The sequence below is a fragment of the Shimia thalassica genome (assembly GCF_001458215.1).
Classification (GTDB): Bacteria; Pseudomonadota; Alphaproteobacteria; order Rhodobacterales; family Rhodobacteraceae; genus Shimia; species Shimia thalassica.
The window spans coordinates 497,858-522,799 of sequence record NZ_CYTW01000001.1 but is presented as its reverse complement, the minus strand read 5'-3'; the positions used below and the strand labels follow the sequence as shown (position 1 = coordinate 522,799).

Sequence of the window (24,942 nt, the reverse complement as noted above, 5' to 3'; positions counted from 1 at the left end):
ACGAGGCCAACGGAGAGTCAAGCGACTGTTAAAAGGAACTTGCCCTACGCCATTTTGCCCTTGGTCCTACTCATCTCGCTTGGTCCAAGGATGTGCATGATTCAAGAGCCTTGGCCCTTCACAGCCAGACGGCAAGGCAGTCCCTCCCCACATACCGCACAGGGCTGTGCAACCTGTAAGGCCCGATACGAGACAGCTCTCCGTTTGTCAAAAAGGCGCAAAAAGTAAAAGCCCCGCCAAAAGCGGGGCATTCTTTGTCACACCAAAGTTTTGATACTAGGCTGCTTCGTGTTTCAGGATCGCAGCTTCGCTGGTGCTTAGGTTACGCCGTGCGTAGGCGCCATAGCTGTTCAGATCGATTTCCAGATCCGGCATCATTTTGAGCAGTCGCGCCCTGTCGCCGTCTGTCAATGTCGACAAAGCTGCGTTTGCGGGATGATAGCTTTCGGTTTCTACACCGTTCGCCCAGATGATCTGATGGCTGGGCAAAAGCAAATGAACATATGTCACTTCTTTCAGCGCATAATCGATCGCGACATTCGAACCATTCACCAACTCGCGTGCCGACACCAGAACTTCGGGTGTGTTGAACAAGGCGCGTGCAGCGTGCCCTTTCAACAGCATTCGATGTTCAGGGGACACGACCAGCTCTTCATCGGGACGCTCGATCCCGAGGGCCCCTGCCCGGATGCGGATCGGACGCAGTTTTGGCATTGCAAACAAGCGTGCGCCGGTCATGCGGCGGCTGCCGATCCAGCACACTTCTTCTGCGCCGTTGTCTTTGGTTTGAACTTTGTCACCCTCACGCAGATCTTCCACAAGACGTGGCCCATCCGGGGTCAGTATGCGCGTGCCGGGTGTAAAACAAATCACACCGCCGGTCGCGGGACCGGTTGTCTGGTTGTTGTCCAAAGCATCCAATGTGTGGTGAACCACCCAAAGCTCGGTGTTGCGCGGAGGCACATCATCAAGGAACATCAGCAACGGCTGACTTCCTTCGACCTCGATCACAGTTACCGTATAACTTTGCGCACCATTGGTGACGACGAAACCGCCATCAATCAATGGTTCCTCAACCTCGATATCTTCAATCCGCCGCGTTTGATCGATAGCTGCCCCAACCAGCCGTCGTACCATACGGGCGGCCCTTTTCCGGATGTTTGCCTCGCCTTCGGCCACATCTAGACGCAATAGCTCAGTGGGCCCGTCTACGCGTACGGCTTCCCCACGCCACGACCACACCGCGCCCGTTTCGAGCGACTGCATCGGTGCGGCCTCAAGGCCATCTACTTCTGTTTGCGACCAGGAGATGACAAACGTGCCTAGAAAGCCCGTCTTCATTGCCTGATAACCTGCCATTTATTTTTTTATTGGGTAAAGATTAACAGAGGCGATTCTATCTGAAAAGTCCCAAAAAGTTTTTTCATAATGTGTGTTTAGAAATCGACATTAATGTTGAGGGGGGCAAAAACCTGCCCTGCGCGCCATGCTATTATTTCCCTTCCAAGCCACGCTAATCCTTAAAAAACACCCCCCTTTTCACGCTGATGTGCATCGCCACGCCGAGATCTCGATACCAACGCGCATCTCGACAAACGGTCAGAGTTTTCTATCGTCCAAAAGTGCTGCAAAGCCCAAAAAAGTAGCACCAGCCTAGACGCCGCCACCTAAAGCGGGAATGGTCGGGCGGTCGGGCGGAACGCTCTTTTCCGCCGAAGTTTATGGCCGCAGGCAAAGCGTGACATTCCGAACCCGTCCTGTAACGTGACCCCAGCTCAAGGCACAAACAGATTGCACAAAATGAACCAGAAAATGGCAAAGGTGGTTTTTCATCTTCCGGGGCGTTTCACCGACAGTTACGCAGAACGTCCCCACCTCAGATTGTTCAAAGCCATTGGCAAAACCCTTGAGAAACGTGGTGTCACGGTAGACGTGCGTCGCCGCGAGGAAGCCCTGCGCGATCCGGAAGTGTCGGATTGGTCAAACCTTCTGGAAGCCGAAAATCTGCACATCATTGAAAATGGCGCGGTCACTCAAGAGAACGCCCTGAACGCGACGCTCGCCTACCTGCCGCCATTCTATCATCTGGACCCGAAAGGAGTGCTTGCCAAAAGCAGCGCCGCTGATGCGGAATTCCGAGCGGATGATGTAGATGCCGAAAAGGCCAATCTGTTTTTTGCCGGTCTTGTCGAAAAACTGGTTCTGAAACGCCGATCCAGATACAGCCCGAAAAAGGAATTCACCGAAATTCCAGAAGGGTGTATCGCAGTCTTCCTTCAGGGTGATTTCCCTCAGACACAAGGCACCGCATTTTGCGACGCCGAAACCATGCTGCGCACTGTTGCGCAAAAGGCTGATGGCCGCACCGTCGTCGTCAAAGCCCACCCAAGTGCAAACATTCGCGAAGAGTCCGAACTGATCTTCAAACTTCTTCAGGAAGGTCTGGATGTTTTGCCAACCGACGCAAACATCCATGATATTCTGGCCGCCTGTGCCGTCACCGTCAGCTTTAATTCAGCTGTGTCTATTGAGGGTTTTTTGCACAGCAAGCCAGCCATCCTGTTTGGGCAATCTGATTTCCATCATGTGTGTCATACGGTTGAAACCCCGGACCAATTTTCTGCGATGCTTCCCAAGGCCTTGGCCAGCACTTTTGACTATGCCCGCTTCCTTTACAGGTATTTTAACACCTTTTGTTTTTCCTTGGACGATGATGCTCTTGAAGAAAAACTGATGCGCAGGTTCTCGATGTCGGGATTTGACGGCGCCCGCTTGGCGGCGCAGGAGACGCAAGAGACCTCTTGGGCCCAACGCATCGCCAGAAAGAAACAAGCCGCGGACGCGGTTCAGGCAGCCCTTTTGCAATTTCCCGAAGTTCAGGATGCCGACATTCGGCGGGTTTTGAAGTTTGCCCCAACCAGTCAGGTTTATCTGGGACGCGTTAACGGCGAAAAAGTCATCGTCAAAAAGTTCGCAGGCGCGGACTCCACCCACACCGTTCAAAGCCTGAAAGGTGAACTGGACTACCTCGAAAACGTATTCACGCAAGAAACCTGTCAGGCCAACCGCTGTTTGATGGCATGGCCTGAAGAAGGCCTTGTCGTGCTGAGCCATGCCCCCGGAAAACGGCTGGAAGAAAAGATTTCAGAATCCAAAGGCGCATCGCGGGCCAAGTTGTTTCGACACAGCGCCGATTGGATCGAAACCTATACGCGCGCCAGAAACCGGCAAACAGCCTTTGGTCCCGGTTATTGGATCAAAGAGCTTTCCCGAAAGCCGCTGGACCACATTGACGACCCCGAGGACAAGACAGCCATAGACGCATTGCTTTCGGCTCTCATACGTATGAACGACACCGTGAAGGGGGCGCGGGTCATGCAGGCCGCAACCCACGGCGATTTTGTCGGGATAAATGCCCACTTCCACAAGGGCGTGATTTATGGCGTGGACATCCAGGGGGAATGCTGGATGGCCGTGGCAAGAGAAGCTGCAAGGTTCCTTGTCTGGCAACAGCTGCACGATGGCCTCAACACGCCGGAAACGTTATTTGGCATCAACTCTCCCGATTGGAAGGCGTTCCTGTCCGGCAATCTGTTGCAAGACGCAGAGAAACGCACGACCCTGCCCTTCTTCATCGGAGAGCAACTCTTCAATCGATTTGTTGAAGACTACGACACTCCGACGGTTCAATCCCAAGGCAGGATCGCGATTGCGGCGTACCTCGCGCAGGCCACGACCCGCTAGAGCGTTACAGCACTGGCGAAAACAGGCGCGCAATCGGTGCACCGGTTCGAATATGCCTTGGCTGTTCGGCCAGAGTCTCTTCCAAAACGAAGGACTTTTTGAAATCGGCTTCGAACATGTCGGAGACGGATTGGGCGGCCTGTTTGTCAAAAAACACCGCCATGGTTTCAAAGTTCAATCTGAAAGACCGAATATCCATATTCGTGGTACCGATGGCCGCCATGTGGTCATCAACAACCAAAACCTTTTGGTGCATGAAGCCGTCATTATATCGCAGCACCTGCACTCCGGCTTCGCGGATTTCGTCAAAGTATGCAAAGGCCGCAAGCCAGGGGATTTTGTGATCGATCACTTCCGGAACAAGAATGCGCACATCGACGCCCTGAAGCGCGGCATGCTTTAGCGCGGTCAGGACATCGACATCCGGCACAAAATAGGGCGACGCAATCCAGATCCGCTTTCGGGCATTGGCAATCGCGGTAAAGAAAAACAAGGCACCGGTTTCCATTTCATCCCCGGGGCCCGTTGGCACGATCATTGCGGACTTGTCTGCCGGTGCATGTTCGGTTTGCCAGTTCAACGGATCGATCAAGGTCTCGCCGGTTGCCCAATGCCAGTCTTCAGCGAAAATCAATTGCAACTGCGCCACCACAGGGCCCGACATCATGACATGCGTGTCGCGCCAGTTTCCAAACTTCGGATCACGCCCCATGTATTCATCGCCCACATTGAACCCACCGGTAAAAGCAGTTGTTCCATCCACGATGACGGTTTTGCGGTGATTACGGAAATTGAGCTGAAAGCGGTTTTTGGGACCGCGCATTTTGCTTGGCTCGACGACCTCGACCCCGGCCGCAGTCAGATCATCGCGGTAACCCTGTGAGAGTTTGACACTGCCAACCGGGTCACAGACGAACCGGACGCTGATGCCACGTTTTGCCGCCGAGATCATCCTGACACGCAGGGCACACCCCAAGTCGTCATCCTTCACGATATAGAACTGAACCAGCACATAGCTTTGTGCATTGTCTATCGCTGAAAAGATGGCTTTGAATGTGGAAGCCCCATCGGTCAGAAGCGTCATGTCGTTGCCGCGGACAACCGGCAGATCGGAAATCTCTTCCAGTGCGCCGACAGGAAATTTTGGCGGTACAACCGGCGCATTGGCTTCACGATAGGTCCTTAGACCATCGATAACCTCTTCGCTGCTTTTGCGGGCCTTGATGTAACTTTTGAATTTGTGGTGCCCGAGGAACAGGTACAAAGGCACACCTAAATATGGCGCCGCAATCAGAAACACGACCCACCCGATGGCCCCTTGCGAGGTTCGTGCAGATGCAATCGCACGCCATGCAAACCAAATCGCGACAGCCTCAAGCGCAATCAAAAGTGCCAATGAAAGACTAACCATAACAACCTCGCTTTCTGGCCCGCAAATATGCGGCACCGTTTTGACGCGCCCTTGCAACTAGATCGTGCCACCACCTTGCTGGCAAGGTAAATCACTGGCGCGCGCTCGCGGCCCGAGAACCCTGACGGACCTGCGCCGCGCCTGCGAAGGCGATCCGGTAGTCGTCGACAAGCAGGCTTTCGCCCCCTATCGTCGTCAGGACATACTTTGGGGGACAAGGATGGGCGACAAAAGCCAACAGCACCACGAAAACGGGCCAGAAAAGTTTAATCTGTCGTCACTTAGCCTCAGCACCGTTTCTGTGTTTGCTGCGACCTTGCTCATATCAATTTTCTTCATTGATGTTGCCAAGCCGTTTCTGATCCCGCTCATGCTGGCTGGCATTTGCGCGGCTCTTGCACGCCCTTTGTATCTCAAGATTCTTGCGCTGGTGGGAGGGCGTGAAGGACCGGCAAGCGGTTTAACGCTTTTGATTGGCATCATTCTGGTGATCGTGCCGATGCTCAGTGTCGCCTACCTTGCAGGGACACAGGCCTCTGTTGTCATCGCGGATTCGAGCGGATTGCTGGAAGTACTTTCCGAGGATGTGAATGCGCTCAAGGCTGGAACGCTCGAGACACCCGAGTGGCTTCCTTATGGGGATGAGCTCGAAAACGCAGGCCCGCAACTCTATGAAAAGGCCACAGAGCTTCTAGGCAAGCTGGCCTCTTTTCTGGTGTCATCGCTCGCGCATGTGACGAACGGGACGGCCAGCTTCTTTGTTGGCTTGTTTACCTTCCTGTATGCAATGTTCTTCTTTTTGCCGATGAAGCGCTCTGTATTTGAACAGATTTTGACATACTCGGGCCTGCCACATGAATTGCAGTCCGCGATGTCTTCCAAGATCATTTCCGTGAGCCGCGCCACCATCAAGGGATCCTTGGTGATCGGTGTCATCCAGGGTGCACTTGGCGGTATGGGATTCTGGCTGGCAGGGTTTGATGGTGCCGTTTTCTGGGCCGTCATTATGATGATCCTTGCGGCTGTTCCCGCTGTGGGCGCGACACCGATTGTGATCGGGGGCGCGATCTATCTCGGGTTTTCTGGCGAAACAGTTCCCGCCATCGCCTTGGGGCTTTGGGGGGGCTTGGTCGTTGGCACCATCGACAACGTGCTGCGGCCCCGCCTTGTCGGACGAGACGCGCAAATGTCCGACCTCTGGATTTTCGTGAGCACACTCGGCGGCCTTGCAGCGTTTGGTGCTGCGGGCCTTATCTTGGGGCCCGTACTGGCGGGATTGCTGATCACGGTCTGGGGGGAATTCTCGGATGCGGCTGACGAAGGTCCGACAGAGCCGGAAACCGACACTGTGCCCGCCTCTGATCCGCCGCAGGAACGCAACCCGGAATTCAAGCTGACTGCGTCAAAAGCGGATTTGGAAAAGGAAGTAGAAGAGTTAAGACAAGATTTTCATAATCGTGATTCCTGATTGCCGGACGCTCTAGCAAGTAATTTACTTGGCAAAGCCGGAGCCGGACAATCACGATTGGATAAAGCAGGCATCCCAGCCCGCCCGTCGCATCGCCATATTGGGATCCAAGTCGATCCTTTCACGGCAGGTGCAAACCAACAAAAAGAGGGGAAGGAAAGTGGCAACCAAAGCGGAACTTGAAGCAGAGTTGGCAGAGCTGAAAAAGCAGTTGGACCAACGCCCTGAAAAACAGGCCGAGCCTGAAGAGAAGGTGCCTTCCACCCAGACCGAAGACGCGCCCCCAGCAGAAGCCCCGATCGATTGGGACAAAGAAATCTCCGAGGTCATGACCCACCTTGAAGAGTTCCCGCACAAACAGCCTTTGCTGCTTGCATTCGGCGCCTTTGCTATCGGCTATATGATCGGCCGCTCGAAATAGGACATACTCCATGAACCGTATCTCAAGAAATATCTCCATCGTTTTACGCTCTGAGCGTCTGATCGCCCAACGACACCTTGCGGTATTGCGACGACAAACCGGCATGATGGCAGCAGCCGGAATTGCAGCGGGCGTCGGGTTGATAATGCTGAATGTGTCGGCTTTTCTGGCCCTGTCTGCGTCGATGTCTCAACCAACAGCAGCCTTAATCATTTCGATCGCAAATCTGGTAGTTGCCGCAATGCTGGTTTCACTCGCCGGAAAATCCAACGTCGAGCAGGAAACGGCCCCCGTTGTGGAAGTGCGCGACATGGCGCTTGAGGATATCGAAGCAGAGCTTCGTGCCGCTGCCAACGAAGCCAAGGCAACAACCGATGCCATCAAAGGCATGGCCCGCGACCCGCTGGGCGCAATTGCCCCCGGCATCGCGGGATCAGTCGCAAAGGCCGTGATCAAGAATATCAAAAGCTGATCGTCTGAACGCTCGATCTCAGTCGGGTTTGGCCATTTCAATCGTCTGTGTCGGATAAGCCAACGAAGCCTCGAACTCTTGAGAGAGTTCGAGGATTTTGAGCGTCAGTGCTTCATTCACTCGCAACGAGTTTTCATAGTCGGGCGTCGTGGTCCACGCATAGAAAATCACCAGAATTGCGCTGTCGGACAAGCCTTCTACGTAGACGTACTGCGGCGCCTCTTCCGAGGTATCGAAGTCACCGCTTGTTTTAAGGTGAACCCGCAACCCGTCGCAAATGCCGGACAGTTGTTCGGGGGTCGTTGAAAGAAGAAACGGAATGCTCAGCAACACACGCCGGTTGCTGCGCTGGGAATAGTTCAAAACCACCGCGTTCGATAATTCCGAATTCGGGATATAGCGCGGGATCTGATCGAACCCCCGCAAAAGCGTAGACCGTAGATCAATCTTCTCGACGGTTCCAATAAACGCGCCTTCGATTTGAACGACATCCCCGACGGAAAAGCGTTTTTCGCTGATGTTGTTCATTCCGGCGACCAGATTGCGGATAAGATCCTGCGTGGCGATGGCCAGCCCCGCGCCAAGAACCCCAACACCCGTCAGAGCCGAAGCAATATCGACCTCCCAGACCGTCAGCAGAGCCGTGATCCCGAACAGAACCACACCAAACCGCGCGACACGTTCCATCCAGCCGCTCTCCATTTTCAGGTCAAGCCGGCTATCGCCGCTCAAAAGCGACACAAAAGGACCACAGAGATTATACCAACCGGAAAACACGGCCAAAACGGCGACCGAAGTCAAAATGCGTCGAACAAGTGAATCCGCGAACGGTGGAAACTGCAAAACGTCCAGCGTCAAAAACAGGGACAAAGTCACAATCAAGACAGAGGTCGGCACAACCAATGCAGCTTTTGTCTGATCCGAGAGACCGACAGAGAGGCGGGTCATCAACCGATCCAGCGCCCATATCACCATTTTCGCAACGGGCTTGCGGAATCCGAACACAATCGAAACCAGAACAATGGACACTGCCAGCCCCGTTTGGTCCGCAGAGGAAAGCCATACCTGAACTCTCGAAACAAGGTTGGTGACAGCATCAATCAAGGACATGAGGTTCTATTGCTTCCATTTGCGCATCGGTTGTTGGCCTGCTCGTTCCCAAAAGGAGGCATCAAGAAGACCAGCATACAACCTGTTTTCACAATTGTCCGCTTCTTTCAAAAGTCGCGAGAAAGAGCCAAGTGACCCAAACGGCATAGTCAAACCCTGCGCTTGCCCCTTTTTGAGGAAGAGCAGACTCCAGTCAGCCAGATGATGTTGTCACCAAAAAAATACGCGCCCCCAACACTTGAAGGGGACGCGCAAAATTGAAAATTTAGCAGGGGCTGATAATCCTGCCCCTAACGGATCATCCGCATTTAGAGTGACCGCAGCTTCCGCAGGTCATGCAGCCTTCGATCATGCGCATGTCGAATTGACCGCAGCTGGGGCAGGCTTTGCCACGTGGTGCTTCACCTACCGCGATGACCTCGGCCTTTGGGTCGGTCTTGAGTCCCATGCCTTCGCCTTCGATGAAGCCGATGTTGATCATGTGACGCTCGATCACGCCGCCAATGGCCGCAAGGATCGAAGGAATATATTTGCCTTCCATCCATGCGCCACCGCGTGGATCAAATACGGCTTTCAACTCTTCCACAACAAAGGACACATCTCCGCCGCGACGGAATACAGCCGAAATCATTCGGGTCAAAGCAAGCGTCCATGCATAGTGCTCCATGTTTTTGGAGTTGATGAACACTTCGAACGGACGGCGGTGGCCGTTGATAATGACATCATTCACCGTCAGATAAATCGCGTGCTCTGAGTCAGGCCATTTCAGCTTGTAGGTCGCGCCTTCCAAAGACTGCGGACGCTCGAGTGGTTCTGACATATAAATGACTTCACCGTCTGTCACGTGATCTTCTGGCTTTTCACCCGGTGCATTTTCAGCGGTTTCCGACACAGCCAGAACCGAGCCTGTCACATCATTGGGACGATAGGTGGTACAGCCCTTACAGCCCGTATCCCAGGCTTGCATGTACACGTCTTTGAATTCATCGAAAGAGATGTCTTCGGGGCAGTTGATGGTTTTGGAAATCGACGAGTCGATCCATTTCTGCGCGGCGGCCTGCATCCGGACGTGTGCCGCCGGCGCCAAGGTCTGGGCGTTGACGAAATAGTCGGGAAGCTCTTTGTCGCCAAATTTGTCGCGCCACATCTGGACCGCGTAATCCACAACTTCTTCTTCGGTGCGGCTGCCGTCTTTTTGCAGAACCTTGCGTGTGTAGGCATAAGCAAACACCGGCTCGATACCCGAAGACACGTTGCCCGCATAAAGGCTGATCGTGCCGGTCGGGGCGATCGATGTCAAAAGCGCGTTGCGGATACCATGTTCCGCGATCGCCTCTTTCACGTCGTCATCCATATGCGCGACCAGACCACCGTTGACGTATTTGTCTTTGTCAAACAGCGGGAACGCGCCTTTTTCTTTTGCCAACTCGACAGACGCCAAATAGGACGCGCGCGCAATCGCCTTCATCCAGACTTCGGTCTGAACCGCAGCTTTTTCGCTGCCGTATTGCAGACCAAGCATCAAGAGCGCGTCAGCCAATCCCGTAACACCGAGACCGATACGGCGCTTATTCTGGGCTTCCTGTGCCTGTTCGGGCAATGGGAACCGCGAGGCGTCGACAACATTGTCCATCATGCGCACGGCTGTGGCGACCAGATCGTTCAGGACCTCATCGTTCAGTTCGGCGTTCGCTTCAAACGGGTTTGATACCAGACGGGCCAGATTGATCGACCCCAACAAGCAGGCACCATATGGCGGCAATGGTTGTTCACCACATGGGTTTGTCGCCGAGATATCCTCGCAATAATTGAGGTTGTTCATTGTGTTGATGCGGTCGATGAAAATCACGCCCGGCTCGGCATAGTCATAGGTCGACTGCATGATCTTGTTCCAAAGATCACGGGCCTCAATAGTGCTGTACACCTTGTCACCGAATTTCAGTTCCCATGAACCGTCATTCTTGACCGCTTCCATAAAGGCATCGGACACAAGCACAGACATGTTGAACATACGCAGCCGTGCGGGATCGGATTTCGCCGTGATGAAATATTCGATATCCGGATGGTCACAGCGCATGGTTGCCATCATCGCACCGCGGCGGGATCCAGCGGACATGATTGTGCGGCACATCGCATCCCAAACATCCATAAAGGACAGCGGGCCGGACGCATCTGCAGCCACGCCTTTTACATCCGCGCCACGGGGGCGGATGGTCGAGAAATCATAGCCGATGCCGCCACCTTGCTGCATGGTCAGCGCAGCTTCTTTCAACATATCGAAAATACCTGCCATGCTGTCCGGAATCGTGCCCATAACAAAGCAGTTGAACAGGGTCACATTACGCGCAGTGCCCGCCCCCGCCGTGATGCGGCCGGCAGGCAGATATTTGAAATCTTCCAATGCGCTATAGAATTTTTCTTCCCAGACATCGGGCTGTTTTTCGACCTTCGCCAGATCGCGCGCAATACGGCGCCAGGAATCCTCAACGGTTTGGTCGATCGGTTTGCCGTCCGCCTGCTTGAAGCGATATTTCATATCCCAGATCTGTTCTGCGATGGGGGCGGCAAATCGAGTCATATTTCGAATCCTGTCGTTTTCGGTGGCAGCTTGAGTGGCGGTCTGATTACTACGCGACGACGGGCATTCTCAACGACAAATCGACGGCGTATGGGATTATTTTTAGTCGTGAGAGGCCAATGTACCACAATACCTTGCCCATACCAACAACCGACCTACAATATAGAGGTCGAAACCAATACGACTCGGTGGATTCCCGGTGAGCAAACTCGTCAATCTTGTAAAGCTGTCTGTCGGCAGCGAAAGCCCTGAGTCTCTTGCAGTGTGGCAAGAGGCGAAAATCGCGCAATCCGAAGATGGCCTGCCACGCCACGTGACACGCATGTGGCCCAAACGCGAAAAAGAGCTTCTGAATGGAGGGTCGATTTTTTGGGTCATCAAAGGGTCCATCCAGTGCCGCCAACGCGTTTTGCGGCTGGATGAAGTGTTCGGCAGCGATGGCATTCGGCGCTGCGCAATTGTTCTTGATCCGGAAATCACACTCACGGAAATCGCCCTGAGACGCCCGTTTCAAGGGTGGCGGTATCTCAACCCAGAAGACAGCCCTGCCGATCTACGCGGTTCACGAAAGCAGGATGACGACATTCCAACCGAACTGGCGGCAGCGCTTGCGGAAATCGGCGTACGCTAAGACGGGTGCAAGGGTCACCCCAGCACCCGCCGCCCAATCAGCGCTCTAGACGCAGTTTGGTTTTCAGAGTTTTGAGGGTTGCCCGTTCTGCATCATTCATGCTTGCCGTACGAGAACGAAACAACGTCGCCTGAGACTGTAGAACCAGTGCATCACCCAGAATTTTCAGGTGGTTTGCACGCAGCGTATCGCCTGTTGAGGTGATATCCGCAACGCCCTCGGCCGTCAGGTTTTTAACCGTGCCTTCCGTGGCGCCCTGGCTGTCGACCAACTGATAATCCGCCACGCCATTGTCGCGCAGAAACTCGCGGACAAGCCGGTGATACTTGGTTGCGAGTCGAAGACGGAACCCGTGTTGGGCACGAAACGCCGACGCCGCGGCATCCAGATCGTCGAGAGTATCAACATCAACCCAGCAAGACGGAACCGCAATAATCAGGTCAGCCTGACCAAAGCCCAACAACGCCAGCTCTTCGACCTGTTGTTCCCATTGCCCCAGCTTTTCGCGCACAAGGTCGGTACCCGTCACGCCAAGATGGATACGACCCGCAGCCAATTCGCGCGGGATTTCACCAGCAGACAGCAAAACCAGCTCAACACCGTCGATTCCTTCGACAGAGCCGGCGTACTCACGATCCGATCCTGACCGGGACAGTCCAACGTCACGTGCGCCAAACCAGTCAAATGTCTTTTCCATCAACCGCCCTTTGGACGGCACTCCCAGCTTGATCGTCATATCCCGCCCTCCAATTGCAGAACAAGATCAGGGCGAATGACACCGCCCACGGCGGGGATTTCACGACCCTGCCCAAGAACACGGGTCAGCGCATCATACCGCCCGCCCGTTGCCACAGGGGGCAAATCCGCACGGCCCGGCGCATAGAAGCCGAAAACAAACCCGTCATAGTATTCCATGGACGTGCGCCCATAGCTGGCTTCGAACTCAAGGTTCCCGACATCCACATCACGCTTCGACAAGGCATCGATACGATCTTTCAGGCGAAAGACCGCTTCGGTGATTGCCGGCATATCCACGGCGATATCTCGCAGATGCTCCAATGCGAAAGGCAGCTTTTCACGCACACCCAAAAGGGCTTCGATCAGCTCGACCTGCCCAGATGACAGCAAAGGTGCCTTGGCATCTTCTTTAAGGGCCTCAATCCGCGCCGCGATTTCCGCTTCGGAACGCAAACCGATCACGGGGAACTGGTTTTGCATCGGATCCTGATTGGCAATAAGCGCAGAACGCGTTGCCGGCACCTCGCTGCGCCCTGAGAAACGGTCGAGCAACTGGCGGAACCTTCGCGGACGCCAGATGTGCCGCATCAGGGCCTGTTTGCGCCGCTCGGTGGTTTCAAGACCTGCTACCGCGGCCTTCAAAATACCGATATCACCCGTTGCGGCCCGCAACCCCAATGGCGTCAGAACCTCCTGCATCAGGGCAAACACCTCAGCGTCCGCTTCAGAAGGCTTTTTGCGATCAAAAACCTCATAGCCGACCTGAAGGTATTCATTATCGCGGCTCGGATCGTCCTCTTGCCGACGAAACACCTGACCGGAGTAGGTATAGCGCGCGGGTTCGGCACCATGGTCCATATGCATCTGAACAACCGGCACGGTGAAATCGGGGCGCAACATCTGTTCGCCCCGCAGCGTGTCGGATGTGACATAGGCGCGACCGCGAATGTCTTCACCATATAGGTCGAGCAACACTTCTGCAGGCTGTAGAAGGGGCGTTTCGACCGGCGTCGCACCCGCCGCCTCGAAAAAGGCCTGCAGCTCGGCTGCACGCGCTCTGATTTTAGCTTTGCGTGGCATTAGTCCGCTTGTCCTTCGAGAATTTCGCGCACCTTGGCAACCAATTGATCACGGGGCACTTCAAACTGGCTTGGGCGCTCTTTCCACTCTTCCAGTGTGGCGCTTTCGGCAATTTGTGCGCCAAGGATCAAATCCTTGATTTGCACGACACCACGGTCTTTTTCGTCACCGCCTTCGATCACGGCCACAGGAGAGTTGCGCTTGTCCGCGTATTTCAGCTGATTGCCAAAGTTCTTTGGGTTGCCAAGATACACTTCGGCGCGAATGCCCGCATTGCGCAGTTCCGACACCATCGCCTGATAGTCCGCCATTCGATCACGGTCCATGACGGTCACGACAACGGGACCCACCGAAGTGCTGGTCAAACGTCCCTTTTCGCGCAAAGCGGCCAAAAGACGATCTACGCCAATCGACACACCTGTCGCTGGAACTGCCTGACCGGTGAAGCGTTTCACAAGGTCATCATAACGCCCACCACCGGCAACAGAGCCGAACTGGCGCTTGCGGCCCTTCTCGTCGAAAATCTCGAAGGTGAGTTCAGCCTCGTAAACGGGCCCCGTGTAATAGCCCAGACCGCGCACAATGCTTGGGTCGATTTCGATGCGATCCGCACCATAACCACCGGCATCCAGCAGTTCAGCGATCTGTTCCAGTTCGGAAATGCCTTCCGCGCCAACGCTTGAGGTTCCGACGGCACCGCGCAGGTTGTCAAAGGTCTTTGCGACATCAGCCGCTTTGGATGTCAAAAACGCGATCACTGGCTCTGCCTGATCTTCGGACAGACCAACACCGTCGATAAACGCACCAGACGCATCAAGGCGCCCTTTGGTCAGCAATTCACGCACGCCTGCTTCGCCAACCTTGTCGAACTTGTCGATGGTGCGCAAAACGTTATCGCGCGCCGCTTGATCGTCACCAAGGCCCATCACCTCAAGCACACCGTTCATGACCTTGCGGTTGTTCACGCGCACAAGATAGTCACCACGGGGAATGCCAACGGTTTCCAGCGTGTCGGACAGCATGGCACAGATTTCCGCGTCGGCAGCCATGCTGGCGGTACCAACGGTGTCAGCGTCACATTGATAGAACTGGCGGAACCGACCCGGTCCCGGCTTTTCGTTGCGCCAGACCGGCCCCATTGCAAACCGACGATAGGGGGTCGGCAACTCATTGCGGTGCTGCGCATAAACACGCGCCAACGGCGCGGTCAGGTCATACCGCAGCGCCATCCATGCGCCCTTGTCGTTCTCGTCAAATTCCTGCCATGCAAACACGCCTTCGTTCGGGCGGTCTACATCAGGCAGGAACTTGCCCAGCGCTTCAACGGTTTCAACAGCTGATGATTCCAGCGCCTCGAACCCGTAATGATGATAAACCCCGGCAATCTTTTGCAGCATATGGGTGCGCTCTGTCACCTCTGCGCCGAAATAGTCGCGGAAACCTTTAGGCGTCTCTGCCTTGGGGCGGGGGGCTTTCTTCACTTTGGCCATGTCTCATGGTCCTTTCGGGTTACGTCGCCCGTGCCTTTACCCAATGCCCCGCCGAGGGGCAAGCGAACCCTCTGTAACACAGGGTCTCAGATGCAAAGATAGCGCTTAAATATCGTTAAAATCGCCGCTGCGCCCCTTGCCTGCGGCAAATCTTGATGCGCCATGTTGTCCTTCTTGTAAAAACGTCTCGTAGGATTGCCACTCTCGAGTAAGAGCGCAGGCCAGATCGGGGCCGGACATCCGCGCAGACAAATGATCCGCGCGCATACAGGCCTGGGGATAGCGCGACAGGCTTTCAGCGAGTTCGAGCGCAGCATCCAGCGCCTGTGCTTCGGGAACAACCCGATCCACGAGCCCCATGGCATGGGCCTCGTTCGCGGCGACGGGCCGTCCTGTCAGGATAAGATCATTTGCCCGCCCCTGCCCCAACAGACGTGGCAATCGCACGGTGCCGCCGTCGATCAACGGCACCCCCCAACGGCGGCAAAATACACCAAAGGTCGACGTGTCGGCCGCGACGCGCATGTCACACCACGCGGCAAGCTCGATCCCGCCCGCAACAGCATACCCTTCTACGGCCGCAATGACCGGCTTGGAAAGCATCAGGCGCGACGGACCCATCGGCCCCGGTATCGGCTGGGAAAGGGCATCGTCCCAGCCGTCGGGAATTTCCACCTCGGCAATCCAGTCCTGCCCGTCGCCGGATGCCGCAGCCTTGAGATCAAACCCTGCGCAAAAGGTTCCGCCGTCGCCGGTCAGGATGGCAACATCGACAGAAGCGTCCGCCTCAAACGCCAGAAATGCCTGATGCAGCGCCTTGGCCGTTTCCGGATTAACAGCGTTTCTTGCCTCTGGCCGGCAGATCGTCACGACCAGAGTCCGGCCATGTATTTCAACTGAAATGCCCATAGTGTTTCCTCCCTGTGAAAGGGTCACGCCTGTGACGGCCATTGGTCAACGACGACGCGACGTCGCTTGACCCCTGAAGGCGCGCAGCCTATCGACCTTTTATGGAACAGCTTGAAGAACAAATCGCCCACCTGACTAAGACAGTCGACGAACTGTCTGATGTTGTAGCCAGACAAGACAACGAGATCACATTGCTGATCAATCGCGTGCGCATGTTGATGGAGCGCGAGGCAGATCGCGAAGCGGCGGGATCAGGCGGCGTCGTGATCGGAGACGAACGCCCGCCCCACTATTGATGTTCGGGGATGGAGGAACTGTTCTAGGATGCCCTAGAACTCTTCCACCAACATCACCCCATCCAGCGATTTGATCGCGCCTTTGATCTGGGGGTTCACAGGAAATTCGCGTCCGGTGTCCATCTCGACCTCACCCGGTAGCGACGGATCCATCAGGCAAAAGCTTACCGGACCACGCCCGCCGCTTTTTACAGCTTCTGCCGCCTGAGCGAGAACACTGGCCACAGGCCCAATCGCGGCAACGTCTTCAACAAAAATCCGAAGCCCCGCCCCGCCTGCATCTGCGACAACAGTTTCAACTGGTGCAATGGATTTCGCCAACAGCTTGAGCTGATCCGACTCAACCTCGGCCTCGACGGTCACGACAACCTTGGCGCCGGTCACAAGGTGATCGCGGCATTTCTCGAGCGTATCTGAGAAAATGGTCACTTCATAAGCGCCTGTCGGGTCGGAGAGCTGGGCAAAGGCGAACCTGTTACCGCGTGCCGATTTGCGTTCCTGACAGCCCGATACCCGTCCGGCCATTTTCGCCACACAGCGCCCGGCGCGCGCCTTTTCCGTGACCTCGTCCATTGTCAGAACTTTTTTCCGCTTGAGCGCAGGCATATAGTCTTCCAACGGGTGCCCCGACAGGAAAAACCCGATGGCGCGCGCTTCTTCGTCAAGGCGCTCTGCCGGCAACCAATCCCCCACAGGAGACAACCGCGGCTCTGGCAAATCATCACCAGCTTCACCAAACAGGGACACCTGATTGGAGTTCTTTTGTTCGTGAATGGCGGCAGAATACCCCACCAGCGAGTCGAGGCTCTCCATCACGCGGCGACGGTTGCTGTCCAGTTGATCAAACGCACCGGCACGCGCCATCATCTCGAGGGGACGTTTCCCCACACGTTTCAGATCAACCCGCCGCGCCACGTCATAGAGCGTTGCAAATGGTTTTTCCACGCCGTCCACTTTGCGCCCGTTGGTAACCAGATGCATGGCTTCAACACCGACGTTTTTAAGCGCACCCAGCCCATAGACCAGCGCACCATCCACCACTTTGAAGGTCGCATCCGACCGGTTCACGCAGGGCGGCACATAGGGCAGTGCCAGCTTTTTCTTCACTTCCTCGAAATAGATCGCCAGCTTGTCTGTGAGGTGGATATCGCAGTTCATCACACCGGCCATAAACTCGACAGGGTGGTTCGCCTTGAGCCATGCGGTTTGATAGGACACAACCGCATAGGCCGCCGCATGCGATTTGTTAAAGCCGTAGTTGGCGAATTTTTCGAGAAGGTCGAACACTTCCGAGGCCTTCTTGGCCGGAACGCCGTTTTCGCCCGCCCCTTTTTCGAATTTTGGACGTTCGGCGTCCATCGCCTCTTTGATCTTTTTACCCATCGCACGACGCAACAGGTCGGCGCCGCCAAGCGTGTAGTTGGCCATCACCTGTGCGATCTGCATCACCTGTTCCTGATACACAATGATGCCTTGGGTTTCTTCAAGGATGTGGTCGATCAACGGATGAACAGATTCGATTTCCTTAAGGCCGTTCTTGACCTCGCAATAGGTCGGAATGTTTTCCATCGGACCGGGACGGTACAGCGCCACAAGCGCCACGATGTCCTCGATACAGGTTGGCTTCATGCGCTTGAGCGCATCCATCATGCCGGTGGATTCCACCTGAAACACAGCGACGGTTTTCGCATCCGAGTATAGTTTGTAGGTGGGCTCGTCATCCAGCGGGATGGCGTTGATCTGGTTCTCTGCCCCCTCGGCAGGTTCATAAAGCTGCGTACCATCGGCGGCGACATGCAACGGGCGGCCCGTGCTGTGGATTTGCTCGATCGCATTCTGGATCACGGTCAGGGTTTTCAGGCCCAGAAAGTCGAACTTGACCAGACCGGCCTGTTCAACCCACTTCATATTGAACTGGGTGGCAGGCATGTCGGATTTGGGATCCTGATACAGCGGTACCAGCGCATCCAGCGGGCGATCACCGATCACGACCCCCGCAGCGTGGGTACCCGCCGAGCGCAAGAGGCCTTCGACCTGCTGGCCGTATTCCAGAAGGCGTGCGACCACCTCTTCGTTGCGGGCCTCTTCCCGCAGACGCGGTTCTTCCTTGAGCGCGTCAACGATAGACATCGGTTTGACGCCTTCGACCGGTATCAGCTTTGACAGGCGGTCAACCTGCCCGTAGGGCATTTGCAGTACACGTCCGATGTCGCGCACCGCCGCCTTTGACAGCAGGCCACCAAAGGTAATGATCTGTCCGACCTTGTCGCGCCCATATTTTTCCTGAACGTATTTGATGACCTCTTCACGGCGGTCCATGCAAAAGTCGATATCGAAATCGGGCATGGAAACCCGTTCGGGGTTCAGGAACCGTTCGAACAGCAACGAGTATCGCAGCGGATCAAGGTCGGTGATCGTCAACGCATAGGCCACAAGGCTTCCCGCACCCGACCCACGGCCCGGCCCGACAGGGATACCCTGATCTTTGCCCCATTGGATAAAGTCGGCAACGATCAGGAAGTAACCGGGGAACCCCATGCCTTCGATGATGCCCAACTCGAAATCAAGCCGTTCCTGATACTCTTCGACGCTGACCGCATGGGGGATCACGGCAAGGCGGGCTTGCAAGCCTTCGTTGGCAATACGGCGCAACTCGGCAACCTCGTCATCTGCAAACTTTGGCAGAATGGGATCACGCCGATAGGTGGCAAAGGCACATCGCTGTGCGATTTCAATCGTATTTTTAATCGCTTCCGGCAGATCGGCAAAAAGGGTGATCATCTCTTCTTGCGATTTGAAATAGTGCTGAGGCGTCAGGCGGCGACGTCCGTCCTGCTGGTCCACATACGCGCCTTCTGCAATGCAAATAAGGGCGTCGTGCGCCTCGTACATTTCTGTTTTTGGAAAATAGACATCGTTGGTCGCAACCAGCGGAATATCCATCGCGTAAGCCATCTCGACAAAAGGACGTTCGGTCAAGCGTTCCGCTTCGGGTTGCCCGCCTTCGCCCGGATGGCGTTGCAATTCCACATAAAGTCGATCGTCAAAGATATCCTTGAACTGACGCATCATGGCCTCGGCGACAGGTCGCTGGCCATTGCGCAGTATACGCCCCATCGGGCCGTCGGGTCCGCCAGTGAGACAGATCAAACCCTCGGAATGCTCTGCGAGCTCTTCCATTGTGACCTGCGGCAACTGCCCGCCCTTGCCCACATAGAGGCACGACGTCAGCTTCATCAGGTTCTCGTACCCCTCTTCCCGCTGGGCAAGCAGCACGATTGGGGCTGGTTTCGGGGGCTGCGTGCGCCCCGAAGGGTCGTTATGCGGCAAGGTGAGATCGACTTGCATGCCAACAATGGGCTGCACCCCCGCGCCCTGCCCGGCAACCGAAAATTCGAGCGCCGCGAACAGGCTGTTGGTGTCGGTGATTGCGACCGCCGGCATATTGGCATCGCTGCACATGCCAAACAGTTTCTTAAGCCGAACCGCCCCCTCAAGAAGCGAGTATTCGGTGTGGACACGGAGATGAATGAATCGGGGTGTGCTGCTCATGATCACAAGCTATCCCAGCCCCGTCCGGTTTGGAATGGCGATCGTTAACTGATATACTGCCCAAAGAATAATCAACTTTTCAAGGGAACCCCTTTGGGTCTTTCAAATGAAAGCTGAAGACCACACAGGTCCGTTCGGATGAATATCTTAGCATTTCAGGAGCTTGCACCCGCCTTGTTTTTCAGCATAACCAATCATGACGCCATGATGCTTGGTAAGTAGCACTTGCCTGAAGGCCCAACCGCTACCTAGGGTGGCAACGCTTAATCAATGGGCATTCCGGTTTGCATGCCGAAGCCCCAATAAGGACAACAGCGCTAATGACAGGGACGTTGCTCAGCATTTCCGGCCTGACCAAGGCCTATCCAGGTGTGGTGGCCAACGACACCGTCTCGTTCGAAATCCAGGAAGGCGAAGTTCACGCGCTTCTTGGCGAGAACGGCGCAGGCAAATCAACCTTGGTCAAAATGATCTACGGTCTCGTGAAACCCGACTCGGGCACGATGGCATGGAAAGGCGGGGCCTTTGCCCCCTCAGAACCCCGTGTGGCCCGCGCAACCGGCGTCGCCATGGTGTTCCAACATTTCTCGCTGTTTGATGCGCTCAGCGTCGCCGAGAACGTGGCCTTGGGTATGGAAAATCCGCCCCCGATGCGGGATCTTGCGACGCGGATTCGCGATGTGTCCGAAAACTATGGTCTGCCTCTGGATCCGGATCGCACGGTAGGCGACCTTTCGGCAGGCGAACGCCAGCGCGTTGAAATCATCCGGTGTCTTTTGCAGGACCCCAAACTGCTGATTATGGACGAGCCCACGTCGGTTCTGACCCCGCAAGAGGTCGAAATTCTGTTCAAGACACTGAACAAGCTAAAGGCCGAAGGGACGTCGATCCTCTATATTTCTCACAAACTCGAAGAAATTCGCACCTTGTGTGATCATGCAACGATTCTGCGGCTGGGCAAAAACGTGGGCACCTGTATTCCCGCAGAAACCACAGCGCGCGAAATGGCAGAAATGATGGTGGGCGATACCCTGCACACCCCGACACGCACCGCCAACGAAGGCGGAGAGGTTGTTCTGGAAGTCAAAAACCTGTCGCTGTCTTCTTCGAACCCTTTTGGAACGCGCCTCAAGGACATCTCTTTTGAGGTACAGGCTGGCGAAATTCTGGGCCTTGGCGGCGTTGCCGGAAACGGTCAGGACGAACTGCTGGCGGCCCTGTCCGGAGAAGCCAAAACCGAGTCACAGGCGGTTGTCGTGAAAGGCAAAGCGGTGGGCCACATGGGGCCAAACGAACGTCGTGAACTTGGCATCCTTGCCGCACCTGAAGAACGCTTGGGACATGCCGCAGCACCGGATATGAGCCTTACTGAAAATGCGCTTTTGACCGGTGCCATTCGACAGAAGTTGATCAAGAACAATTTTGTGAACTGGTCCGAGACCATTTCGTTTGCTGAAAAAATCATTTCGGCTTTTGACGTGCGGACACCGGGGCCCGCGAGCGCGGCAAGATCCTTGTCAGGGGGCAATTTGCAAAAGTTCGTCATTGGCCGCGAGGTTCTGCAAGACCCTGAAGTTCTTGTTGTGAACCAGCCAACATGGGGCGTTGACGCCGCCGCGGCCGCATCTATCCGCCAGTCACTTCTGGACCTTGCAGCAAACGGCGCCGCTCTTGTCGTGATTTCGCAAGATCTGGACGAGTTGATGGAAATCTCTGACCACTTTGGCGCGCTGAACGAAGGACGGTTGAGTGAAATTCGTCCTGCAGTTGGCCTGACTGTTGATGAGATCGGTTTGATGATGGGAGGTGCTCATGATCTGGAGGATGCGCATGTATGAGACTGCGGGACGCCTCTGGCGGGAGTATTTCAAGAACACTGAAAGATCTGGGGAGTGCCCGTCATGTTGAGACTTGAAAAAAGGCCACAGCCGTCGCGCGCGCTTTCGCTCTCGACCCCGCTGATCGCTGTTGTGGTGACAATGATTGCCGGAGGGTTGTTGTTTGCCGCGTTGGGCAAGAACCCGTTTGAAGCCATCCGCACGATTTTCTGGGATCCGCTGTTTGGGGAATATGCGTTTTACTATCGACCTCAATTGTTGGTGAAGGGCGCCCCGTTGATCCTGATCGCGATCGGTCTGTCCTTGGGGTTTCGCGCAGGCATCTGGAACATCGGCGCCGAAGGCCAGTACATCATCGGCGCGCTTTGCGGTGCCGGTGCTGGGCTGGCCTTTTATCCGTCGGACAGTGTTTTTCTTTTCCCATTCATGGTGATTGCCGGGGCTTTGGGTGGATGGGCCTGGGGGATGATCCCCGCCTTGTTGAAAGTCAAATTCGGCACCAATGAAATTCTGGTGTCTTTGATGCTGGTATATGTGGCCGACCAATTGTTGGCAAAAATGTCTTTGGGATTGCTGAAGAACCCTGAAGGGTTTGGATTTCCGGGCTCGCGTAATATCGCCGACTGGGAGTCTGCGACCAGCTGGATTGCTGCCGATTACGGTTTGCACTGGGGTGTTGCAGCCGCAATGATTGCGGTCATTCTGGCCTATATTCTGCTGAACAAGCATATCCTTGGCTTTAATATTCGTCTTTCAGGCGAAGCGCCGCGCGCGGCACGGTTTGCCGGGGTGAACCCGACGCGTCTGATCCTGTTTTGTCTGGGCACATCGGGGGCGCTGGCCGGGTTGGCGGGCCTGTTTGAAGTCTCGGGGCCCTCTGGTCAGGTCAACATCGACTTTGCCGCCGGATACGGGTTCACCGCAATCATCGTGGCGTTTTTGGGCCGGTTGCATCCGGTGGGCATTTTGCTGGCGGGGTTGTTGATGGCGCTGACCTATATCGGCGGTGACATTGCAGAGTCGCAACTTCAACTACCCGCGGCCGCCATCCAGGTGTTCCAGGGGATGCTGTTGTTCTTCCTTCTGGCACTGGATCTTCTGACCAATTACCGTGTTAAATTCGCCATTCAGGGAGCAGCATAATGGATCTGTCTGCAATTAATCCTGTTCTGCTGATCGCATCTCTTATGGTAGCGGCGACTCCGTTGTTGCTGGCGGCCATTGGGGAACTTGTTGTCGAACGCGCGGGCGTTTTGAACCTCGGGGTCGAGGGCATGATGATCGTCGGCGCCATCGCTGGCTTTGCGATATCGGTCGAGACCACGTCTCCGTTCCTGGGTGTGATCGCCGCAGCGCTTTGCGGTGCCTTGCTGTCATTGCTGTTTGCGTTTCTGACCCAGTTTGCATTGGCCAATCAGGTCGCTTCCGGGTTGGCGCTGACGTTGTTCGGGCTGGGGCTCTCGGCGTTGATGGGGCAAAGCTATGTTGGCGTGCGACCCCCTGCGATGGCCCGTCTTGATATCCCCGTACTTAGCGATTTGCCCGTAGTCGGTCCAATCCTGTTCAGCCACGATCCGATCCTCTATTTCGGGTTGGGGTTGACGGCTGCTGTTTGGGCTTGGCTCAAATACGCGCGTGGTGGGCTGGTCTTGCGGGCGGTTGGTGAAAACCACGATGCGGCACATGCCTTGGGCTATAACGTCGTGCGAGTTCGCGTGCTGGCCATTATGTTCGGTGGCGCCTGTGCCGGTATCGGCGGCGCTTACATCAGCCTGATCCGTGTGCCGCAATGGACCGAAGGCATGACCGCCGGTATCGGCTGGATTGCCTTGGCTCTTGTCGTATTTGCAAGTTGGAAGCCCTGGCGTGCGTTGCTGGGCGCGTATCTCTTTGGTGGGATCAACGTTTTGCAGTTGAACTTGCAAGCCGCCGGAGTCGCAATTCCGGTCGAGTACTTGGCAATGTCGCCATATCTGATAACCATTCTGGTTCTGGTTATTATGTCGGCCGACAAGAGCGGTGCACCCGCCTCGCTTGGCCGCGCATTCCATGCCTCGCACTGACGGGGTGTTAAAATTCAAACCAACAGGGGGACTACCCGAATGAAACTGACCAAACTTCTGACAAGCGCCGCTGTGGCGCTGGGTCTGGCGACCACTGCCATGGCCGCAGACAAAACCAAAGTAGGCTTTGTCTATGTCGGCCCCGTGGGTGACGGCGGCTGGACCTATGAGCACGACCAGGGCCGCAAGGCTGTTGTCGAAGCTTTCGGTGACAAGGTTGAAACCGTTTATGTGGAATCGGTGCCAGAGGGCCCGGACGCAGAACGCGTGATGACACAGATGGCGCTGGACGGTGCTGACCTGATCTTTACCACATCGTTTGGCTACATGGATCAGACCATCAACGTTGCAAAGAAATTCCCAAAGGTGAAGTTCGAGCACGCCACTGGTTACAAGCAAGCTGAAAACGTTTCGGTTTATTCGGCACGCTTTTACGAAGGTCGCGCCGTACAGGGACACATCGCTGGCAAGATGACCAAAACCAACACCATTGGTTACATCGCATCCTTCCCGATCCCTGAAGTTATCCGTGGCATCAACTCGGCGTATCTCCATGCCAAGAAAGTGAACCCCGACGTCCAGTTCAAGATCGTTTGGGCTTACACATGGTTTGATCCTGCGAAAGAAGCTGACGCTGCCAAAGCTTTGATCGAGCAAGGCGCAGACGTGATCCTGCAGCACACAGACTCGACCGCGCCTCAGGCTGCGGCTCAGGCTGCCGGCAACGTTGTCACCTTTGGTCAGGCTTCTGACATGGGCGAATATGCACCTTTCCCACGCGTTTCTTCGATCATTGACGATTGGGGCCCCTACTATGTCGCCCGTACCAAAGCTGTCATGGATGGCACTTGGGCATCAGTCTCGACATGGGACGGCATCGGCGCTGGCATGGTTGGCATCGGCGAAATTTCGGATGCGGTTCCTGCGGACGTAAAAGCCGAAGCAGAAGCTCTTCGTGACGCGCTGGCATCGGGTGAATACCACGCATTCACAGGTCCAATTAACAAGCAGGACGGCTCGGCATGGTTGGCTGCGGGTGAAACTGCCGCGGACTTTGGTGACGACGGTCTGGCCGGTATGAACTTCTATGTCGAAGGTCTCGACGCAGAAATCCCTAACTGATCCAAGTTTCAATGAACGA

Annotated in this window: 19 protein-coding genes; 10 read left to right on the top strand and 9 right to left on the bottom strand. The window is 55.5% G+C overall.

Annotated features, from left to right (window positions below):
• Window positions 1-276 precede the first annotated feature (276 nt).
• Entirely contained in the window at window positions 277-1,341 is a 1,065-nt protein-coding gene (locus PH7735_RS02390; RefSeq protein WP_058311102.1) for a Hint domain-containing protein, read from the bottom strand.
• Window positions 1,342-1,812: 471 nt separating this feature from the next.
• Here PH7735_RS02390 and PH7735_RS02385 point away from each other — a divergent pair, with 471 nt between their 5' ends.
• The gene (locus PH7735_RS02385) at window positions 1,813-3,744 is read left to right on the top strand and encodes a capsular polysaccharide export protein, LipB/KpsS family (protein WP_158503164.1); all 1,932 of its coding nucleotides are present in this window, start codon (window positions 1,813-1,815) and stop codon (window positions 3,742-3,744) included.
• A gap of 4 nt (window positions 3,745-3,748) precedes the next feature.
• Here the strand turns inward: PH7735_RS02385 and cls are convergent, their stop codons facing one another.
• Window positions 3,749-5,155 (bottom strand): cardiolipin synthase, encoded by a 1,407-nt coding sequence (gene cls / locus PH7735_RS02380; protein WP_058311101.1) that lies wholly within the window; start codon window positions 5,153-5,155, stop codon window positions 3,749-3,751.
• A gap of 220 nt (window positions 5,156-5,375) precedes the next feature.
• On the opposite strand from cls, the gene PH7735_RS02375 reads away from it, so the two are divergent.
• From PH7735_RS02375 to PH7735_RS02365, 3 genes are all read left to right on the top strand, one after another.
• Complete coding sequence (locus PH7735_RS02375) at window positions 5,376-6,623, top strand: AI-2E family transporter (protein ID WP_058309724.1); 1,248 nt, start codon at window positions 5,376-5,378, stop codon at window positions 6,621-6,623.
• 160 nt (window positions 6,624-6,783) lie between these two features.
• Complete coding sequence (locus tag PH7735_RS02370; protein ID WP_058309723.1) at window positions 6,784-7,044, top strand: hypothetical protein; 261 nt, start codon at window positions 6,784-6,786, stop codon at window positions 7,042-7,044.
• A 10-nt stretch (window positions 7,045-7,054) separates the two neighbouring features.
• Window positions 7,055-7,516 carry a phage holin family protein gene (locus tag PH7735_RS02365; protein ID WP_058309722.1) on the top strand — a complete coding sequence of 154 codons (462 nt, stop codon included), beginning with the start codon at window positions 7,055-7,057 and terminating at the stop codon, window positions 7,514-7,516.
• A gap of 18 nt (window positions 7,517-7,534) precedes the next feature.
• Here PH7735_RS02365 and PH7735_RS02360 read toward each other — a convergent pair whose 3' ends face one another.
• On the bottom strand, window positions 7,535-8,626 hold the full coding sequence (locus PH7735_RS02360) for a mechanosensitive ion channel family protein (RefSeq protein WP_058309721.1): 1,092 nt from the start codon (window positions 8,624-8,626) through the stop codon (window positions 7,535-7,537).
• Window positions 8,627-8,924: 298 nt separating this feature from the next.
• On the bottom strand, window positions 8,925-11,204 hold the full coding sequence (locus PH7735_RS02355; RefSeq protein WP_058309720.1) for an adenosylcobalamin-dependent ribonucleoside-diphosphate reductase: 2,280 nt from the start codon (window positions 11,202-11,204) through the stop codon (window positions 8,925-8,927).
• A gap of 199 nt (window positions 11,205-11,403) precedes the next feature.
• On the opposite strand from PH7735_RS02355, the gene PH7735_RS02350 reads away from it, so the two are divergent.
• A complete protein-coding gene (locus tag PH7735_RS02350; protein WP_058309719.1) occupies window positions 11,404-11,835 on the top strand; it encodes a DUF1489 family protein in 432 nt (143 codons plus the stop codon).
• Between the two features lie 37 nt (window positions 11,836-11,872).
• Here PH7735_RS02350 and hisG read toward each other — a convergent pair whose 3' ends face one another.
• From hisG to PH7735_RS02330, 4 genes are all read right to left on the bottom strand, one after another.
• On the bottom strand, window positions 11,873-12,571 hold the full coding sequence (gene hisG / locus PH7735_RS02345) for an ATP phosphoribosyltransferase (protein WP_058309718.1): 699 nt from the start codon (window positions 12,569-12,571) through the stop codon (window positions 11,873-11,875).
• Window positions 12,568-13,653 (bottom strand): ATP phosphoribosyltransferase regulatory subunit, encoded by a 1,086-nt coding sequence (locus tag PH7735_RS02340; protein WP_058309717.1) that lies wholly within the window; start codon window positions 13,651-13,653, stop codon window positions 12,568-12,570. The genes hisG and PH7735_RS02340 overlap by 4 nt, the downstream gene beginning before the upstream one ends.
• Complete coding sequence (gene hisS, locus PH7735_RS02335; protein WP_058309716.1) at window positions 13,653-15,143, bottom strand: histidine--tRNA ligase; 1,491 nt, start codon at window positions 15,141-15,143, stop codon at window positions 13,653-13,655. The genes PH7735_RS02340 and hisS overlap by 1 nt, the downstream gene beginning before the upstream one ends.
• 105 nt (window positions 15,144-15,248) lie before the next feature.
• On the bottom strand, window positions 15,249-16,052 hold the full coding sequence (locus PH7735_RS02330) for a crotonase/enoyl-CoA hydratase family protein (protein WP_058309715.1): 804 nt from the start codon (window positions 16,050-16,052) through the stop codon (window positions 15,249-15,251).
• A gap of 101 nt (window positions 16,053-16,153) precedes the next feature.
• On the opposite strand from PH7735_RS02330, the gene PH7735_RS02325 reads away from it, so the two are divergent.
• Window positions 16,154-16,348, top strand: a complete 195-nt coding sequence (locus PH7735_RS02325; RefSeq protein ID WP_058309714.1) for a SlyX family protein — start codon at window positions 16,154-16,156, stop codon at window positions 16,346-16,348.
• Window positions 16,349-16,381: 33 nt separating this feature from the next.
• Here the strand turns inward: PH7735_RS02325 and dnaE are convergent, their stop codons facing one another.
• Window positions 16,382-19,900, bottom strand: a complete 3,519-nt coding sequence (gene dnaE, locus PH7735_RS02320) for a DNA polymerase III subunit alpha (RefSeq protein ID WP_058309713.1) — start codon at window positions 19,898-19,900, stop codon at window positions 16,382-16,384.
• A 320-nt stretch (window positions 19,901-20,220) separates the two neighbouring features.
• Between dnaE and PH7735_RS02315 the strand changes: the two genes are divergently transcribed.
• From PH7735_RS02315 to PH7735_RS02300, 4 genes are all read left to right on the top strand, one after another.
• Complete coding sequence (locus tag PH7735_RS02315) at window positions 20,221-21,738, top strand: ABC transporter ATP-binding protein (RefSeq protein ID WP_058309712.1); 1,518 nt, start codon at window positions 20,221-20,223, stop codon at window positions 21,736-21,738.
• A gap of 63 nt (window positions 21,739-21,801) precedes the next feature.
• A complete protein-coding gene (locus PH7735_RS02310) occupies window positions 21,802-22,881 on the top strand; it encodes an ABC transporter permease (protein ID WP_058309711.1) in 1,080 nt (359 codons plus the stop codon).
• Complete coding sequence (locus PH7735_RS02305) at window positions 22,881-23,801, top strand: ABC transporter permease (protein ID WP_058309710.1); 921 nt, start codon at window positions 22,881-22,883, stop codon at window positions 23,799-23,801. Before PH7735_RS02310 ends, PH7735_RS02305 begins: the two co-directional genes overlap by 1 nt.
• 39 nt (window positions 23,802-23,840) lie before the next feature.
• Window positions 23,841-24,923, top strand: coding sequence for a BMP family ABC transporter substrate-binding protein (locus PH7735_RS02300; protein WP_058309709.1), 1,083 nt, complete (start codon window positions 23,841-23,843; stop codon window positions 24,921-24,923).
• The last annotated feature ends 19 nt before the right edge of the window (window positions 24,924-24,942 follow it).

Bases quoted from the DNA above. Each gene is read 5' to 3' on its own strand.
- PH7735_RS02390 (WP_058311102.1), bottom strand. From the start codon at position 1,341: ATGAAGACGGGCTTTCTAGGCACGTTTGTCATCTCCTGGTCGCAAACA.
- PH7735_RS02385 (WP_158503164.1), top strand. From the start codon at position 1,813: ATGGCAAAGGTGGTTTTTCATCTTCCGGGGCGTTTCACCGACAGTTAC.
- cls (WP_058311101.1), bottom strand. From the start codon at position 5,155: ATGGTTAGTCTTTCATTGGCACTTTTGATTGCGCTTGAGGCTGTCGCG.
- PH7735_RS02375 (WP_058309724.1), top strand. From the start codon at position 5,376: ATGGGCGACAAAAGCCAACAGCACCACGAAAACGGGCCAGAAAAGTTT.
- PH7735_RS02365 (WP_058309722.1), top strand. From the start codon at position 7,055: ATGAACCGTATCTCAAGAAATATCTCCATCGTTTTACGCTCTGAGCGT.
- PH7735_RS02360 (WP_058309721.1), bottom strand. From the start codon at position 8,626: ATGTCCTTGATTGATGCTGTCACCAACCTTGTTTCGAGAGTTCAGGTA.
- PH7735_RS02355 (WP_058309720.1), bottom strand. From the start codon at position 11,204: ATGACTCGATTTGCCGCCCCCATCGCAGAACAGATCTGGGATATGAAA.
- hisG (WP_058309718.1), bottom strand. From the start codon at position 12,571: ATGACGATCAAGCTGGGAGTGCCGTCCAAAGGGCGGTTGATGGAAAAG.
- PH7735_RS02340 (WP_058309717.1), bottom strand. From the start codon at position 13,653: ATGCCACGCAAAGCTAAAATCAGAGCGCGTGCAGCCGAGCTGCAGGCC.
- hisS (WP_058309716.1), bottom strand. From the start codon at position 15,143: ATGGCCAAAGTGAAGAAAGCCCCCCGCCCCAAGGCAGAGACGCCTAAA.
- PH7735_RS02330 (WP_058309715.1), bottom strand. From the start codon at position 16,052: ATGGGCATTTCAGTTGAAATACATGGCCGGACTCTGGTCGTGACGATC.
- PH7735_RS02325 (WP_058309714.1), top strand. From the start codon at position 16,154: ATGGAACAGCTTGAAGAACAAATCGCCCACCTGACTAAGACAGTCGAC.
- dnaE (WP_058309713.1), bottom strand. From the start codon at position 19,900: ATGAGCAGCACACCCCGATTCATTCATCTCCGTGTCCACACCGAATAC.
- PH7735_RS02315 (WP_058309712.1), top strand. From the start codon at position 20,221: ATGACAGGGACGTTGCTCAGCATTTCCGGCCTGACCAAGGCCTATCCA.
- PH7735_RS02310 (WP_058309711.1), top strand. From the start codon at position 21,802: ATGTTGAGACTTGAAAAAAGGCCACAGCCGTCGCGCGCGCTTTCGCTC.
- PH7735_RS02305 (WP_058309710.1), top strand. From the start codon at position 22,881: ATGGATCTGTCTGCAATTAATCCTGTTCTGCTGATCGCATCTCTTATG.
- PH7735_RS02300 (WP_058309709.1), top strand. From the start codon at position 23,841: ATGAAACTGACCAAACTTCTGACAAGCGCCGCTGTGGCGCTGGGTCTG.